General features: G+C 70.1%; 11 protein-coding genes. 7 read left to right on the forward strand and 4 right to left on the reverse strand.

Going from position 1 to position 16,876, the window contains the following annotated elements; translation table 11 throughout:
• Positions 1–148: 148 nt before the first annotated feature.
• The 3 genes from ABZ848_RS32640 (at position 149) to ABZ848_RS32650 (ending at position 3,280) form a co-directional block, all read left to right on the forward strand.
• Positions 149–1,321, forward strand: coding sequence for a ComF family protein (locus ABZ848_RS32640; RefSeq protein WP_360837747.1), 1,173 nt, complete (start codon positions 149–151; stop codon positions 1,319–1,321).
• A 281-nt stretch (positions 1,322–1,602) separates the two neighbouring features.
• The gene (gene raiA / locus ABZ848_RS32645) at positions 1,603–2,328 is read left to right on the forward strand and encodes a ribosome-associated translation inhibitor RaiA (protein WP_308290057.1); all 726 of its coding nucleotides are present in this window, start codon (positions 1,603–1,605) and stop codon (positions 2,326–2,328) included.
• A gap of 205 nt (positions 2,329–2,533) precedes the next feature.
• The gene (locus ABZ848_RS32650; protein ID WP_242772821.1) at positions 2,534–3,280 is read left to right on the forward strand and encodes a response regulator transcription factor; all 747 of its coding nucleotides are present in this window, start codon (positions 2,534–2,536) and stop codon (positions 3,278–3,280) included.
• Between the two features lie 20 nt (positions 3,281–3,300).
• Here the strand turns inward: ABZ848_RS32650 and ABZ848_RS32655 are convergent, their stop codons facing one another.
• A complete protein-coding gene (locus ABZ848_RS32655) occupies positions 3,301–4,500 on the reverse strand; it encodes a crosslink repair DNA glycosylase YcaQ family protein (protein ID WP_360837749.1) in 1,200 nt (399 codons plus the stop codon).
• 55 nt (positions 4,501–4,555) lie between these two features.
• Positions 4,556–5,137 (reverse strand): GNAT family N-acetyltransferase, encoded by a 582-nt coding sequence (locus ABZ848_RS32660; RefSeq protein WP_360837751.1) that lies wholly within the window; start codon positions 5,135–5,137, stop codon positions 4,556–4,558.
• Positions 5,138–5,418: 281 nt separating this feature from the next.
• On the opposite strand from ABZ848_RS32660, the gene secA reads away from it, so the two are divergent.
• Positions 5,419–8,262 carry a preprotein translocase subunit SecA gene (secA, locus tag ABZ848_RS32665; protein WP_360837753.1) on the forward strand — a complete coding sequence of 948 codons (2,844 nt, stop codon included), beginning with the start codon at positions 5,419–5,421 and terminating at the stop codon, positions 8,260–8,262.
• A gap of 113 nt (positions 8,263–8,375) precedes the next feature.
• Here secA and ABZ848_RS32670 read toward each other — a convergent pair whose 3' ends face one another.
• Positions 8,376–9,173, reverse strand: a complete 798-nt coding sequence (locus tag ABZ848_RS32670; RefSeq protein WP_360837755.1) for an Rv3235 family protein — start codon at positions 9,171–9,173, stop codon at positions 8,376–8,378.
• A gap of 329 nt (positions 9,174–9,502) precedes the next feature.
• Between ABZ848_RS32670 and ABZ848_RS32675 the strand changes: the two genes are divergently transcribed.
• Positions 9,503–10,018 (forward strand): hypothetical protein, encoded by a 516-nt coding sequence (locus ABZ848_RS32675; protein WP_360837757.1) that lies wholly within the window; start codon positions 9,503–9,505, stop codon positions 10,016–10,018.
• Positions 10,019–10,093: 75 nt separating this feature from the next.
• The gene (locus tag ABZ848_RS32680) at positions 10,094–10,759 is read left to right on the forward strand and encodes an HAD family hydrolase (RefSeq protein ID WP_360837759.1); all 666 of its coding nucleotides are present in this window, start codon (positions 10,094–10,096) and stop codon (positions 10,757–10,759) included.
• Positions 10,760–10,808: 49 nt separating this feature from the next.
• Here ABZ848_RS32680 and ABZ848_RS32685 read toward each other — a convergent pair whose 3' ends face one another.
• A complete protein-coding gene (locus ABZ848_RS32685; protein WP_360837760.1) occupies positions 10,809–11,375 on the reverse strand; it encodes a DJ-1/PfpI family protein in 567 nt (188 codons plus the stop codon).
• Positions 11,376–11,900: 525 nt separating this feature from the next.
• On the opposite strand from ABZ848_RS32685, the gene ABZ848_RS32690 reads away from it, so the two are divergent.
• Positions 11,901–16,841, forward strand: a complete 4,941-nt coding sequence (locus ABZ848_RS32690; RefSeq protein WP_360837762.1) for an NAD-glutamate dehydrogenase — start codon at positions 11,901–11,903, stop codon at positions 16,839–16,841.
• The last annotated feature ends 35 nt before the right edge of the window (positions 16,842–16,876 follow it).

Here is a 16,876-nt window from a genome sequence, read left to right on the forward strand (position 1 = left end):
GGTCGTTCCTGGTCGGGGGCGGCCGCTTTCGGCTGTCCGAGGCGGGGGCGGCCGCTTCGGGTTCGGGTTTTCGGGGCCGCGCGAGTTGTCCACAGGGAGTTATCCACAGGGGTGGTCGGGTGGCTCGGGCGTTGGCACAGTGGTGGGCATGCGGGGGTGGTGGCAGGACCTCACGGATCTGGTGCTGCCGGCCGAGTGCGGAGGCTGCGGGAGGCCTCGCACGGTGCTCTGCCCGGAGTGCCGTGCCGCCCTGAGCGGGGCCGCACCGAGCCGGGTGCGACCGGTGCCGGAGCCGCCCGGGCTGCCCGTGGTGCACGCGGCCGCCCGGTACGCCGACGAGGTGCGGGCAGCACTCTTGGCCCACAAGGAGCGCGGCGCGCTGGCCTTGGCGACACCGCTGGGAGCGGCGCTGGCGGGGGCTGTGCGGGCGGGGCTGGGGGAGATCGGGGGGTGTGGATGGGGTGAGGGCGACGGGGGTGTGAGGGCGGGGATCGGTGGCGTGGGCCCGGCTGCGGAGCTCGGCATGGCGGGTACGTCGGCAGAACCCCGTGGTTCGGGTGCGTCCGCAGGGTTCGGCGGCCCGGGTGGGGCGGCCGGGCCAGGCGTCCCCACCATGTCTGTGGGGCTCACGGGCGGGTCTGTCGGGTGCGGCTGCGGGCCAGGTGGCGTTGTCCCGGATGCTCGGCGGCCCGTGCTGCTCGTTCCCGTGCCGTCGGCTCGGGGTGCTGTGCGGGCTCGGGGGCATGATCCGGCGCGGCGGATCGCGCTTGCGGCTGCGGGGGAGCTGCGGAGGGGCGGGGTTCCGGCGCGGGTGCTTGCCGTGTTGCGGCAGCGGCGTGCCGTGGCCGACCAGTCGGGGCTCAACTCCCGGCAGCGGCTGGAGAATCTCGCGGGCGCGCTGGCCGTGGCGCCCGGTGGGGAACGGCTGCTGCGCGGCGGCCGGATCGTGCTGGTCGACGACCTGATGACGACCGGGGCGTCTCTGACGGAGGCGGCGCGGGCCGTGCGGGCGGCGATGGCGGACGCGAGCGAGGGGGAGGTGGAGCGAGAAGTGGGGGACGGGGGGCGCGGGATGTCGGGGGAGCGGGGGTCTGCGGGGTCGTGGGGTGTGGGGCCGGTTTCGTGCGGCGGGGGGACAACTGCTGTGTATCCGGCGGTTGCTCGGGAAGGCATGGGAGAACCGGTGGCCGGGCCGCCGGCGCAAGGGGCCGGCTGTCGGCGAGCCGGGTCGGGAAAGGCAGGGGCAGGAGGCGCCCGTGACGTGATCTGCGCGGCCGTGGTCGCGGCCTCGCCTGATTCCTTCGAAATAAACCGGAACTGACTGCAAACTTGCATCGTTGCAGGTAATGAGAGGGTCAATTCACCTGAACGGAGGTACGCCGCGGTAGAGGGTGACGACATCCGTCCGGGCGAGATATGTTCGGTTGTGAGAGAAAGGCGCAGGCCACACCTCTCATACGCGAATGCCGTGCTGCGGGTTTTCCTCAATCACCCGCGTCGGTGGAGTGGAGATCTTGCCCGCGGGGGAGGAGGTGGAAGTCACCGAGTCCGTAGGTTCCGGAGTTCGCCGGAGCCTGGTGCAAAAGGGAGATGCTCCGCCTACTGGAGCGGAGCGATCCGGGAACGGAGTTCTGCGTGGACATCGTCGTCAAGGGCCGCAAGACCGAGGTGCCCGAGCGGTTCCGCAAGCACGTGGCCGAGAAGCTGAAGCTGGAGAAGATCCAGAAGCTCGATGGCAAGGTGATCAGCCTCGACGTCGAGGTGTCCAAGGAGCCCAACCCCCGACAGGCCGACCGTTGCGACCGAGTGGAGATCACGCTCCGCTCCCGCGGTCCGGTGATCCGGGCGGAGGCAGCGGCCAGCGATCCGTACGCGGCACTCGACCTGGCGGCGGAGAAGCTGGACGCCCGGCTGCGCAAGCAGCACGACAAGCGGTTCTCGCGCCGTGGCGCGCGCCGGATCTCGGCCGCCGAGGTCCCCGACCACGTCCCTGGCGCGGCGACGCTGAACGGGAACGGCCACCCCGTCCACGAGGAAGAGACGGACGGCGTCCCCACGAAGAAGATCGGCTCGCTCGAGGTCAAGGGTGAAGGCCCCCTCATCGTCCGCGAGAAGACCCACGTCGCCTCCCCGATGACTCTCGACCAGGCCCTCTACGAGATGGAACTGGTCGGCCACGACTTCTACCTGTTCGTCGACTCCGAGACCAAGGAACCGAGTGTCGTCTACCGGCGGCACGCCTACGACTACGGCGTCATCCACCTCAGCACCGACCCGATGGTCGCCCAGGCGCAGTCTCCCGCGCCCGGCGGCACGCTGGGTGGCTGATCCGCACGGCCGGCAGTTGAGCCAGTGCCCCTGGAGCGCCTGTGCGCCCCCAGGGGCACCGGTGTGCGACCACTTCGCGCCCCGCTCTGTCACCGCGTTGTCGCCCGGGCATGGAATCATGGCCGCAATGGCCCAACCGGTGGGCCGTTGCCTTGGGTTGGCGTTGGCGCAGCACCACAGGCCACAGCCTTCAGGGGGAGGAACGATGGCGGACAGCTTCGGACCGATGCAGGACGGAGATGCCGACGGCGGCGTCGTCGGCATGGGCCCGGACGCGGGCTCTCCACGCAAGGAACCGATCAGAGTCCTTGTCGTGGACGACCACGCCCTCTTCCGCCGTGGCCTGGAGATCGTGCTCGCGGCCGAGGAGGACATCCAGGTCGTCGGTGAGGCCGGGGACGGCGCGGAGGCCGTCGACAAGGCCGCCGACCTGCTGCCCGACATCGTCCTGATGGACGTACGGATGCCCAAGCGCGGCGGGATCGAGGCGTGCACCTCCATCAAGGAGGTCGCCCCCAGCGCGAAGATCATCATGCTGACGATCAGCGACGAAGAGGCCGATCTCTACGACGCGATCAAGGCGGGCGCGACCGGTTATCTCCTCAAGGAGATCTCCACGGACGAGGTGGCCACCGCTATTCGCGCGGTGGCCGACGGGCAGTCGCAGATCAGCCCTTCGATGGCGTCGAAACTGCTCACCGAGTTCAAATCGATGATCCAGCGCACCGACGAGCGCCGACTGGTGCCGGCGCCGCGGCTCACCGACCGCGAACTCGAGGTCCTCAAGCTGGTCGCCACGGGAATGAACAACCGGGACATCGCCAAGGAGTTGTTCATCTCCGAGAACACCGTGAAGAACCACGTGCGCAACATCCTGGAGAAGCTGCAGCTGCACTCCAGGATGGAGGCCGTGGTGTACGCGATGCGGGAGAAGATCCTCGAAATCCGCTGACGCACATCCGCCGACGCCGCTCAGCGCAGCGCTGCGATCAGCGCCCGGGTCACCTCCTTGGTGAGCGGCTCGTGCAGCTCGGGGGCGTCCACACGCTCCACTCGTACGGAGGTGCAGTTCACCCAGCTCGCCGCCTCGACCAGCGCCTCGGCCACCGCCGGGACTGCCTTCGGGCCGTCCAGGGTGACCTGCTTGGCGACCAGCGTCTCGCCCGCGCGTGCCGGGTCCACGCGCCCCACCAGACGCCCGCCCGCCAGGACCGGCATCGCGAAGTAGCCGTGCACCCGCTTCGGCTTGGGGACGTACGCCTCCAGGCGGTGGGTGAAGCCGAAGATCCGCTCCGTGCGCGCCCGTTCCCAGATCAGGGAGTCGAACGGGGACAGCAGCGTGGTGCGGTGGCGGCCGCGCGGGGGCGTGGCGAGCGCCTCCGGGTCGGCCCAGGCCGGCTTGGACCAGCCCTCGACCGTGACCGGGACCAGGCCCGAGTCGGCGATCACCGCGTCGACCTGCTCGCCCTTGAGGCGGTGGTAGTCGGCGATGTCCGCACGCGTGCCGACGCCCAGGGACTGGCCCGCAAGTCGGACCAGGCGGCGCAGGCACTCCGTGTCGTCCAGCTCGTCGTGCAGCAGTGCCTCCGGAATGGCGCGCTCGGCGAGGTCGTACACCCGCTTCCAGCCGCGGCGCTGCACGCACACCACCTCGCCGTACATCAGCGCGCGCTCCACGGCGACCTTGGCGCCGGACCAGTCCCACCACTCGCTGGTGCGCTTGGCGCCGCCCAACTCCGTGGCGGTGAGCGGGCCTTCGGCGCGCAGCTGCTTGACGACCTGGTCGTAGGCGCCGTCGGGGAGATCGTGGTTCCAGTGCGGGCGGGCGCGGTAGGCGCGGCGGCGGAAGGCGAAGTGGGGCCATTCCTCGACGGGGAGGATGCACGCGGCGTGGGACCAGTACTCGAAGGCGTGGGGCTCGCCGGTCGCGGCCGTGTTCCAGTACGCGTCCTCCACCGTCTTGCGGCCCACTCTGCCGAGGCGGGCGTACGGGATGAGTTCGTGCGAGCGGGCGAGGACGGAGATGGTGTCCAGCTGGACCGCGCCGAGATGGCGGAGGACGCCGCGGACTCCGGCCTTGCGGTCGGGGGAGCCGAGGAAACCCTGGGCGCGCAGGGCGATTCGGCGGGCGTCGTCTGCCGAGAGCTCGGTGGTGGGGCGCGGGGTCGTCATGGTCCGCACGATAGAAGGTGGGTCTGACAATGCGGGGTGACCTGCGCGTTCGCGGTCAGTGGTGCGAGGGCGGCGCCGGCAGGTACGGGGCCGTCGACGGCAGGCCCAGGTCCGAGGGCAGGAGGGCGCCGACCCAGGCGTCTCGGCGGACGCCCTGGTGGATCATCGCGGAGCGCAGGGTGCCCTCGACGACGAAACCGGCGCGCTCGGCCACCGCGCGCGAGGGGGTGTTGCCGACTTCCGCGCGCCATTCCACGCGGTCGACGGACAGTTCGGCGAAGGCCCAGCGTGAAATTGTGGCCACGGCCTCGGTGACGTAACCCTTGCCGCGGTGTTCCTTGGTGCCCCAGAAACCGATCTCGGCCGTGCTCAGTGAACGCATGTAGAGGCCGATCATGCCGACCAGTTCCTCCCCTTCGGGGAGGAACAGTCCCCAGTCGAGCATCGTGCCGTTGGCCCAGCCGTCGGGCACCATCTGCTGCGTGAAAGCCTGGGCGTGCTCGGGCAGATAGGGCGAGGGAATCGTCGTCCAGCGCTGGATGTCGGGATCCTGTGCGGCCTTGTAGACGGCGTCGGTGTCCTGCGGGCCGGGCGGGCGCAGGAGAAGGCGGGCGGTCGTGAGCGTGACGGGGTCCATCGGCCGATTCTGCTCGGGGCCCGGACGGGCGCGCCAACTTTTTGCCGTGCGTGAGCGGGTGATCACAATTCGCGCAATTCGTCGGAGGGAGACGGCACCATCCGCGGGGCCCGTCCGTTGTCCCCTTTGAAGAAGATTTGAAGCGGTGTGCCGACCAGTCCACGGCCGTCGTCACAGCAGGCCTCCCGACCGGGCCGGGTCCTCGCATACGATGGCCGTTGCTCAGTAAGTCAAATGGAAACCGACCGTCCCAGGCCCGACCGGCAAGGAGACCAACCCCCGTGTCCGTCCTCTCGAAGATCATGCGTGCAGGCGAAGGCAAGATCCTGCGCAAGCTGCACCGCATCGCGGACCAGGTCAACTCCATCGAAGAGGACTTCGAAGGCCTCTCCGACGCCGAGCTGCGCGCCCTCACCGACGAGTACAAGCAACGTTACGAAGAGGGCGAGAGCCTGGACGACCTGCTCCCCGAGGCCTTCGCCACCGTGCGCGAGGCCGCCAAGCGCGTCCTCGGCCAGCGCCACTACGACGTGCAGATCATGGGCGGCGCGGCCCTCCACCTCGGCTACGTGGCCGAGATGAAGACCGGTGAGGGCAAGACCCTCGTCGGCACCCTGCCCGCGTATCTGAACGCGCTGTCGGGCAAGGGCGTCCACCTCATCACGGTCAACGACTACCTGGCCGAGCGCGACTCCGAGATGATGGGCCGCGTCCACCGCTTCCTCGGCCTCGAAGTCGGCTGCATCCTCGCCAACATGACGCCGGCGCAGCGCCGCGAGCAGTACGCGTGCGACATCACGTACGGCACGAACAACGAGTTCGGCTTCGACTACCTCCGCGACAACATGGCGTGGTCGAAGGACGAGCTGGTCCAGCGCGGGCACAACTTCGCGATCGTCGACGAGGTCGACTCCATCCTGGTCGACGAGGCCCGTACGCCGCTGATCATCTCCGGCCCCGCCGACCAGGCCACCAAGTGGTACGGCGACTTCGCCAAGCTGGTCCTGCGCCTGAAGAAGGGCGAGGCGGGCAACCCGCTCAAGGGCGTCGAGGAGACCGGCGACTACGACGTCGACGAGAAGAAGCGCACGGTCGCCATCCACGAGGCCGGCGTCTCCAAGGTCGAGGACTGGCTGGGCATCGACAACCTCTACGAGTCGGTGAACACGCCTCTGGTGGGCTACCTGAACAACGCCATCAAGGCGAAGGAGCTCTTCAAGAAGGACAAGGACTACGTCGTCCTCGACGGCGAGGTCATGATCGTCGACGAGCACACCGGCCGTATCCTCGCCGGCCGCCGCTACAACGAGGGCATGCACCAGGCGATCGAGGCGAAGGAAGGGGTGGACATCAAGGACGAGAACCAGACCCTCGCCACGATCACCCTCCAGAACTTCTTCCGCCTCTACAAGCGCCACGATCAGGACGGCAAGGAACAGCCCGGCCTGTCCGGCATGACGGGTACGGCGATGACCGAGGCCGCCGAGTTCCACCAGATCTACAAGCTCGGCGTCGTCCCGATCCCGACCAACCGGCCGATGATCCGCAAGGACCAGTCGGACCTGATCTACCGCACCGAGGTCGCGAAGTTCGAGGCGGTCGTCGACGACATCGTCGAGAAGCACGAGAAGGGCCAGCCGATCCTCGTCGGTACGACGTCGGTCGAGAAGTCCGAGTACCTCTCGCAGCAGCTGTCCAAGCGAGGCGTTCAGCACGAAGTGCTGAACGCGAAGCAGCACGACCGTGAGGCGATCATCGTCGCCCAGGCCGGCCGCAAGGGCGCCGTCACCGTGGCCACCAACATGGCCGGCCGTGGTACGGACATCAAGCTCGGCGGCAACCCCGACGACCTCGCCGAGGCGGAGCTGCGCCAGCGCGGCCTCGACCCCGAGGAGCACATCGAGGAGTGGGCGCAGGCGCTGCCGGCCGCCCTGGAGCGGGCCGAGAAGGCAGTGAAGGCGGAGTTCGAGGAGGTCAAGGAGCTCGGCGGGCTCTACGTCCTCGGCACCGAGCGGCACGAGTCGCGCCGTATCGACAACCAGCTGCGCGGCCGCTCCGGCCGTCAGGGCGACCCCGGCGAGTCCCGCTTCTACCTCTCCCTCGGCGACGACCTGATGCGCCTGTTCAAGGCCCAGATGGTCGAGCGCGTGATGTCGATGGCGAACGTCCCGGACGACGTGCCGATCGAGAACAAGATGGTCACGCGCGCGATCGCGTCCGCGCAGTCGCAGGTCGAGCAGCAGAACTTCGAGACCCGTAAGAACGTCCTGAAGTACGACGAGGTCCTCAACCGCCAGCGTGAGGTCATCTACGGCGAGCGCCGCCGCGTCCTGGAGGGCGAGGACCTGCAGGAGCAGGTCGGCCACTTCATGGACGACACGATCGACGCGTACGTCAACGCCGAGACCGCCGAGGGCTTCGCCGAGGACTGGGACCTCGACCGCCTCTGGGGCGCCTTCAAGCAGCTCTACCCGGTGAAGATCACCGTCGAGGAGCTGGAGGAGGCCGCGGGTGACCGGGCCGGTCTGACCGCCGAGTTCATCTCCGAGTCCATCAAGGACGACATCCACGAGCAGTACGAGGCGCGCGAGGCGCAGCTCGGCTCCGAGATCATGCGTGAGCTGGAGCGGCGGGTCGTGCTGTCGGTCCTGGACCGCAAGTGGCGCGAGCACCTCTACGAGATGGACTACCTCCAGGAGGGCATCGGCCTGCGCGCGATGGCGCAGAAGGACCCGCTGGTCGAGTACCAGCGCGAGGGCTTCGACATGTTCACCGCCATGATGGAGGGCATCAAGGAGGAGTCCGTCGGCTACCTGTTCAACCTGGAGGTCCAGGTCGAGCAGCAGGTCGAGGAGGTCCCGGTCGAGGACGCGGCGCCGGTCGACATGGAGAAGCAGGACGCGGTGCCGGCTCAGGCGGGTTCCCGGCCGGAGATCCGCGCCAAGGGGCTGGACGCCCCGCAGCGCCGCAACCTCCACTTCTCCGCGCCGACCGTGGACGGCGAAGGCGGCACCATCGAGGGTGACTTCGTCGGCGACGACGAGCCGGTCCGCTCGGAGGCGGACGGCCTCACGCGCGCGGAGCGGCGCAAGCAGTCGCGTGGCGGGCGTCGCCGTAAGAAGTAGGCAGACGGAGACAGTCGCGGGCCGGTACGTCCCGGTGTTCGCGGCGCCGTAGCGGTTTGAAGGGCCGGGTCACCCGAGGGTGCCCGGCCCTTCGGCGTGCGTGGTGGCGGAGGCTAGTCGTCGGCAGGGAGTGGCGGGCGGGCTCCGCCCAGCTCCACCGCCGTGCAGCGCCAGCGCAGGTCGGCGCCCTGTTCCAGGCGGAAGGCCATGGCGCGCAGCTGGTCGCCGGCGCCGATGCGGGCGAAGGCCTCGATGGCGCCGGGGCGCGGGACGCAGTAGCCGATGTCACGGACGACGGGGCGTGGGCCACGGGTGCGCAGGGGGCCGCGTTCGGCCAGCCAGGCGAGCTCGTCGTAGGCCCGGCCGATCGTGTGCCGGAGCATCCAGTGGACGGGCCGCTGGCCGCTCAGGACGGCGAGGAGGCGGTCGGCGAAGAGATCGGTGGGGCTGGGCTGCGGGACGGGGGCGCGGAGGGGCTGGGCGGGGCGGGTGGTGGTGGGGGAAGCGACAGCGAGGGCTGTCGACGCGGCGCTTCGAGGTGCCGGGTGAGAGGCCGGGCGGTCGGCGTTACGAGACGTCGATCGGGCGGCGCCGTGAGACGCGGGGCGGACGGAATTGTGCGGCGTCGCGCTGTGAGGCGCTCGGCTGGTGGCCGAGCCCGGGGGCGAGGCGTGGGCGAGGGACGTGGTGGTGGAGCTCCCTGGAGCCGACCCGGGGCGGCCGTCCGTGGGCCTGGTGTTGCCGTAAGGGCCCGTGCCGCGGGCTCCCGGCGGGCGGCCGCCTCCCGGGGCGGGGCGGGTCGTGGGTGCTCCCGGGTTGCGTGGTGGGGTGCCGCCCGGGCGGCGGGAGTCGCGGCGGCCCGGCGGGCGGGTGCCGGGCTGGAGCTGGGCCCTGGTCATGACCTTGTGCATCGGGGTCCCCGTTCAGTCGGCCCGGGTTGTACCGGGCGGTAACTTGGTGTTGGGGATCTTGTACGGGGCGATGAGGCGCCGCTGCAAGGAAGGGCGGGGCCGTGCCGGGGCGGCCGGGATCTTCACCTATCAGGGTGATCCGAGGGATCCGAAGCCCGTGTTCGCAAGGGGGTTCAGGGTGAATTCCGGGAGCGATGTCGACGGCTCCCAGGCCCTCCGCGGGGACTCGAAAGGGGACACCGCACGTATCCTGAAGGCCCTCCGGGAGACGCGGGACCGCCGCACTTGCCCGGGGCCCAGCGGAGCCTCCGACCACGAAAGCGGCCACCATGCGCGTCTACGTCCCCCTGACCCTCCCCGGGCTCGCCGAGGCGTACAAGACGGGAGAGCTGGGGGTCGGGCCGTTCGTCGCCTACGCCGTCACACCCGCACTGCGCGAGTGGTACCTCTCCGACGACATCGAGGAGCTGGAGTACGCCGCCCTCAACCGCGCCGCGCTCGCCTCGCTGAGGTTGCTCGCCGCCGACCCCGAGGCGGTACGGCGCCGGGTCGTCGTCGCCGTCGACGTGCCCGACGGCGCGGCTCTCGCCGACCCCGACCGGGGGCTCGACCCGGCGGCGCTGGGCGAGGTGCGGGTGACCGGGACCGTGTCGCTGGCCAAGGCGGCCGCCGTGCACGTCGACCTCGACGACGCGGAGTCGGACGTCGCCGCCGCGGCCGAGGCGCTGCCCGCGGCGGACGCCGGGGACGACGACGCGCAGTTCGTGGTCGACGGCGCCGAGGACCACGAACTGCTGTGGTACGCCACGCAGGAGATCCCCAACCTGGTGGGGCTCGGGGACTGAGCCGGCCAAACCCCTCCACACCCTCGTTGACCTGCCGTTCTCTTGATTGTCAGTGGCGGCGGGTACGTTTTTGGCATGGGGATGCACACTGGGGCGCACATCGTGTGGGACTGGAACGGGACGCTGTTCCACGACAACGACGCGATCATCGGCGCGACGAACGCGGCTTTCGGGGAGCTGGGCCTGGAGCCGATCACGATGGAGCGGTACCGGGCGCTGTACTGCGTGCCGGTGCCGAAGTTCTACGAGCGGTTGCTGGGGCGGCTGCCGACGGACGCCGAGTGGGAGGTCATGGACGAGACCTTCCACCGGTACTACGCCGAGCACCGGGGCAGGTGCGCGCTGACCGAGGGTGCGGCGGAGCTGCTCGCCGGGTGGCGGTCGGCGGGGCGCAGCCAGTCGATCCTGAGCATGTACGGGCATGACGAACTCGTGCCGCTGGTACGGGGGTTCGGGATAGCGGACCACTTCATACGCGTCGACGGGCGCACCGGCCCGTCCGGCGGGAGCAAGGCGGAGCACATGGTGCGGCACCTCGCCTCGCTCGCCATGGTCGAACCGGCTCGTACGGTGGTGATAGGCGACGCCGCCGACGACGCGGTGGCCGCGTTGCACGTGGGGGCGCGGGCCGTGCTCTACACCGGCGGGTCGCACAGTCGGGCCAGTCTGGAAGAGGTCGGGGTGCCTGTCGTGGACACGTTGGCGGAGGCCGTCGTGGAAGCGGAGCGACTGGCGGCCTGAGCGGGCACTGCGACCGCCCCCGGTCCGCGTCGGCCGGCCAGGTGACCGCCTAGGTGACCGGCGCCTTCGCCCGCAGCACCGTCAGGAACTCCCGCATCCACGCCGAATGGTCCGGCCACGCCCGTGACGAGACCAGCGTGCCGTCGACCACCGCCTCCGCGTCCTGGAAGGTGGCGCCGGCGGACTGCATGTCGGGTTCGAGGGCCGGGTACGCCGTGACCCGGCGGCCGCGCAGGCCGTCGACCGCGGCGGTGAGGAGGGGGCCGTGGCAGATCTGGGCGACCGGCTTGTCGGCGTCGAAGAAGGACTTGAGGATCTTGCGGAGTTCGGGGTCGTTGCGCAGGTACTCGGGGGCCCGGCCGCCGGGGATGACGATCGCGGCGTACTCGCCGGGATCGACCTCCGCGAAGGCCAGGACGGCGGGCCAGGTGTAGCCGGGCTTCTCGGTGTACGTGTCGAAGCCGGGTTCGAAGTCGTGGACGACGAACCGCAGCTTCTTGCGGGCGGGGGCCGCGATGTGGACCTCGTAGCCCTCCTCGCGCAGGCGCTGGTAGGGGTACAGGACCTCCAGCGACTCCGCCGCGTCTCCGGTGACGATCAGGATTTTGGCTGCCATGTCGGCAACGTGCCTCCGGCGGACGGTCTTGCCAAGAGGGCGCGCGACGCCGGATGCGTACCGCTCACGCCCTCGGCGTACCGCTCACACCCTCGCCCCTGTGCAGAACGTCAAAGTTCCACCCCCGGTTTTGTACACATACGGCTCATGACGGGCCCCCTGTAGGTGGCTATAGCCTTAGTGGCGTGATCAGCGCGATAGTTCGCGGGGGCACTGTTGCCCCTGCCCTGCGCCCGGTGAGCACGGATCATCTCCGTGACCGGGCGGCGGTCGCTGGTCCTCGCGGGCGAGAGGGGGCCCGCACGGCCCCCGGGATGCCGGACAGCAGCTGGGCGAAGGCGCCGCAGAGATCAGCGTCACACTCCCCGGCGGGCTCAAAAATGGCTCATATCTTCCCGCTCATCTCACCTTGCGGCATAGCGTCTGAGCAGACCGGAGAACCCGGGCCGTGGCGACGAGCCGCAGGGGAAGAGACCGTACTTCCTTCTACGTCACGCAACGGCGCGCGACAGGAGCCAGAGGACAATGCAGACCAAGCTGGACGAAGCCAAGGCCGAGCTGCTGGAGAGGGCCGCTCGGGTAGCTGAGAACAGCCCGGTCGGGGGGCACCTACCGACCGGGACGACGGACGAGGGCACGCCGGACACCCCGGACCGTGAGACCGTGCTCGCGTTCCTCCAGCGCTACTACCTGCACACCGCCCCGGAGGACCTCGGCGACCGGGACCCGGTCGACATCTTCGGAGCCGCCTTCTCCCACTACCGGCTGGCCGAGAACCGCCCGCAGGGTACGGCCAACGTGCGGGTGCACACGCCCACCGTGGAGGAGAACGGGTGGACGTGCAGCCACTCGGTCGTCGAGGTCGTCACCGACGACATGCCCTTCCTCGTCGACTCGGTCACCAATGAGCTGACCCGGCAGGGACGCGGCATCCACGTCGTCATCCACCCGCAGATCGTCGTGCGCCGGGACGTCACCGGCAAGCTGATCGAGGTGCTCACCGCGCAGCCGGGCGGCAAGCTGCCGCACGACGCGCACACCGAGTCCTGGATCCACGTCGAGATCGACCGCGAGACCGACCGCGGCGACCTCAAGCAGATCACCGCCGAGCTGCTGCGGGTCCTGTCCGACGTCCGTGAGGCCGTCGAGGACTGGGACAAGATGCGCGACGCGGCGCTGCGCATGGCCGACGAGCTGCCCACCGAGCCCGTCGCCTCCGACCTGCGCGAGCAGGAGATCGAGGAGGCCCGCGAGCTGCTGCGCTGGCTGGCCGCCGACCACTTCACCTTCCTCGGCTACCGCGAGTACCAGCTGCGCGAGGACGACTCGCTGGCCGCCGTCCCCGGCACCGGCCTCGGCATCCTGCGCTCCGACCCGCAGCACTCCGAGGAGGAGGGCCACCCGGTCAGCCCGTCCTTCGAGCGGCTGCCCGCCGACGCCCGCGCCAAGGCCCGCGAGCACAAGCTCCTGGTCCTGACCAAGGCCAACAGCCGGGCCACCGTGCACCGGCCGTCGTATCTGGACTACATCGGCGTCAAGAAGTTCGACGCGGACGGCAATGTCGTCGGCGAGCGCCGCTTCCTCGGTCTGTTCTCCTCCGCCGCCTACACCGAGTCGGTGCGCCGGGTTCCCGTCATCCGCCGCAAGGTCGACGAGGTCCTGGAGCGCGCCGGTTTCTCGCCCAACAGCCACGACGGGCGCGACCTGCTGCAGATCCTGGAGACGTACCCGCGCGACGAGCTCTTCCAGACGCCGGCCGCGGAGCTGGAGTCCATCGCCACCTCGGTCCTGTACCTGCAGGAGCGGCGGAGGCTCAGGCTCTACCTGCGCCAGGACGAGTACGGCCGCTACTACTCCGCCCTCGTCTACCTCCCGCGCGACCGCTACACCACCGGCGTCCGCCTCAGGATCATCGACATCCTCAAGGAGGAACTCGACGGCATCAGCGTCGACTTCACGGCCTGGAACACCGAGTCGATCCTCTCCCGGCTGCACTTCGTGGTCCGGGTCCCGCAGGGCACCGAGCTGCCGCAGCTGTCCGACGCCGACAAGGACCGCATCGAGGCCCGACTGGTCGAGGCCGCCCGCTCCTGGGCCGACGGCTTCGCGGAGGCGCTGAACGCCGAGTGCGGCGAGGAGCACGCCGCCGAGCTGCTGCGCCGCTACAACAACAGCTTCCCCGAGGGCTACAAGGCCGACCACACCCCGCGCGCCGCGGTCGCCGACCTCGTCCACCTGGAGGCGCTCACCGAGGAGCGGAACTTCGCCCTCAGCCTGTACGAGCCGGTGGGCGCCGCCCCCGAGGAGCGCCGCTTCAAGATCTACCGCAAGGGCGAGGCCGTCTCCCTGTCGGCCGTGCTGCCGGCCCTGAGCCGGCTCGGCGTCGAGGTGACGGACGAGCGGCCGTACGAACTGCGCTGCTCGGACCGTACGACGGCCTGGATCTACGACTTCGGCCTGCGCCTGCCCAAGTCGCAGAACGGCAGCGGGGACTACCTCGGCGACGACGCCCGCGAGCGCTTCCAGGAGGCCTTCGCCGCGACCTGGACCGGCAAGGCGGAGAACGACGGCTTCAACGCCCTCGTGCTCAGCGCCGGGCTGACCTGGCGCCAGGCGATGATGCTGCGGGCGTACGCGAAGTACCTGCGGCAGGCGGGCTCCACCTTCTCGCAGGACTACATGGAGGACACCCTCCGCAACAACGTCCACACCACCCGGCTGCTCGTCTCCCTGTTCGAGGCGCGGCAGTCGCCGGACCGCCAGCGCGCCGGGCGCGAGATCGTCGACGCCCTCCTCGAAGAGGTCGACGCGGCACTCGACCAGGTGGCGAGCCTCGACGAGGACCGGATCCTGCGGTCCTTCCTGACCGTCATCAAGGCGACGCTCCGTACGAACTTCTTCCAGGAGGCGGCGGGCGGCAAGCCGCACGAGTACGTCTCCATGAAGTTCGACCCGCAGGCCATCCCGGACCTGCCGGCGCCGCGTCCGGCGTACGAGATCTGGGTGTACTCGCCGCGCGTCGAGGGCGTGCACCTGCGCTTCGGCAAGGTCGCGCGCGGAGGCCTGCGCTGGTCCGACCGGCGTGAGGACTTCCGGACCGAGATCCTCGGCCTGGTCAAGGCGCAGATGGTGAAGAACACCGTCATCGTGCCGGTCGGCGCGAAGGGCGGCTTCGTCGCCAAGCAGCTGCCCGATCCGAGCGTGGACCGGGACGCGTGGCTGGCCGAGGGCATCGCCTGCTACAAGACCTTCATCTCGGCGCTGCTCGACATCACCGACAACATGGTGGCCGGCGAGGTCGTGCCCCCGGCCGACGTCGTACGGCACGACGAGGACGACACCTACCTCGTGGTCGCCGCCGACAAGGGCACCGCGACCTTCTCCGACATCGCCAACGGAGTGGCGGAGACGTACAACTTCTGGCTCGGCGACGCCTTCGCCTCCGGCGGCTCCGCGGGCTACGACCACAAGGGCATGGGCATCACCGCCCGCGGCGCCTGGGAGTCCGTCAAGCGGCACTTCCGCGAGCTCGGCGTCGACACGCAGTCCGAGGACTTCACGGTCGTCGGCATCGGCGACATGTCCGGTGACGTGTTCGGCAACGGCATGCTGCTGAGCGAGCACATCCGCCTGGTCGCCGCCTTCGACCACCGGCACATCTTCATCGACCCGAACCCGGACGCGGCCACCTCCTACGCCGAGCGCCGCCGCGTCTTCGACCTCCCGCGCTCCAGCTGGGCCGACTACGACACCCAGCTGATCTCGGCCGGCGGCGGCGTGTTCCCCCGTACCGCCAAGGCCATCCAGCTCACCGCGCAGATCCGCGAGGCCCTCGGGATCGAGGGCAAGGTCGCCAAGATGACCCCGGCCGACCTGATGAAGGCGATCCTGCAGGCGCCGGTGGACCTGCTGTGGAACGGCGGCATCGGTACGTACGTCAAGGCCTCCACCGAGTCCCACGCGGACGTCGGCGACAAGGCCAACGACCCGATCCGCGTCGACGGCGCCGACCTGCGCGTGCGGGTCGTCGGCGAGGGCGGCAACCTCGGCCTGACCCAGCTCGGCCGGATCGAGTTCGCGCTGCACGGTGGCAAGATCAACACGGATGCCATCGACAACAGCGCGGGCGTGGACACCTCCGACCACGAGGTGAACATCAAGATCCTGCTCAACGGCCTGGTCGCGGACGGCGATCTGACCGTCAAGCAGCGCAACAAGGTCCTCGCCGAGATGACCGACGAGGTCGGCCACCTGGTGCTGCGCAACAACTACGCGCAGAACACGGCCATCGCCAACGCGCTCACCCAGTCCAAGGACATGCTCCACGCCCAGCAGCGCTTCATGCGTCACCTGGTGCGCGAGGGCCACCTCGACCGGGCGCTCGAGTTCCTGCCGACCGACCGCCAGATCCGCGAGCGCCTCGCGCAGGGCCAGGGCCTGACCGGCCCGGAGACGGCCGTGCTGATGGCGTACACGAAGATCACGGTCGCCGACGAGCTGCTGCACACCTCGCTCCCGGACGACCCCTACCTGCGCGGACTGCTGCACGCCTACTTCCCGACGGCGCTGCGCGAGCAGTTCCCGCAGTACATGGACAACCACCCGCTGCGTCGCGAGATCGTGACGACCGTGCTGGTCAACGACACGGTCAACACGGGCGGTACGACGTATCTGCACCGCCTCCGCGAGGAGACGGGCGCGTCGCTGGAGGAGATCGTGCGGGCGCAGACCGCGGCCCGCGCGATCTTCAGCTCGGCGCCGGTGTGGGACGCGGTGGAGGCCCTCGACAACCAGGTCGAGGCCGCCGTACAGACCCGGATCCGGCTGCACTCGCGCCGGCTCGTCGAGCGCGGCACGCGCTGGCTGCTCAACAACCGGCCGCAGCCGCTCCAGCTCGCCGAGACCGTCGACTTCTTCGCCGAGCGCGTCGAGCAGGTCTGGTCGCAGCTGACCAAGCTGCTGCGCGGCGCGGACCTGGAGTGGTGGCAGCGGATCTACGACGAGCTGACCGGTGCCGGCGTGCCGGACGAACTCGCCACGCGCGTGGCCGGGTTCTCCTCCGCCTTCCCGGCGCTCGACATCGTCTCGGTGGCCGACCGCATGGGCAAGGAGCCGCTGGACGTCGCCGAGGTCTACTACGACCTCGCCGACCGGCTGCACATCACCCAGCTCATGGACCGCATCATCGAACTGCCCCGCGCGGACCGCTGGCAGTCCATGGCCCGCGCCTCCATCCGCGAGGACCTCTACGCCGCCCACGCGGCGCTGACCTCGGACGTCCTGGCCGTCGGCAACGGCACCTCGACGCCCGAGCAGCGCTTCAAGGCGTGGAACGAGAAGAACGCGGCGATCCTGGGCCGGGCGCGCACGACCCTGGACGAGATCCAGGGCTCGGAGACCTTCGACCTCGCCAACCTGTCGGTGGCGATGCGCACGATGCGCACGCTGCTGCGCCAGCACTCGTAGGCGGTACGAGCGTCTCGTAGGCGATACGACGAAGA

Origin of the sequence: Streptomyces sp. NPDC047081 (assembly GCF_040643775.1) — a bacterium.
Taxonomy (GTDB): domain Bacteria; phylum Actinomycetota; class Actinomycetes; order Streptomycetales; family Streptomycetaceae; genus Streptomyces.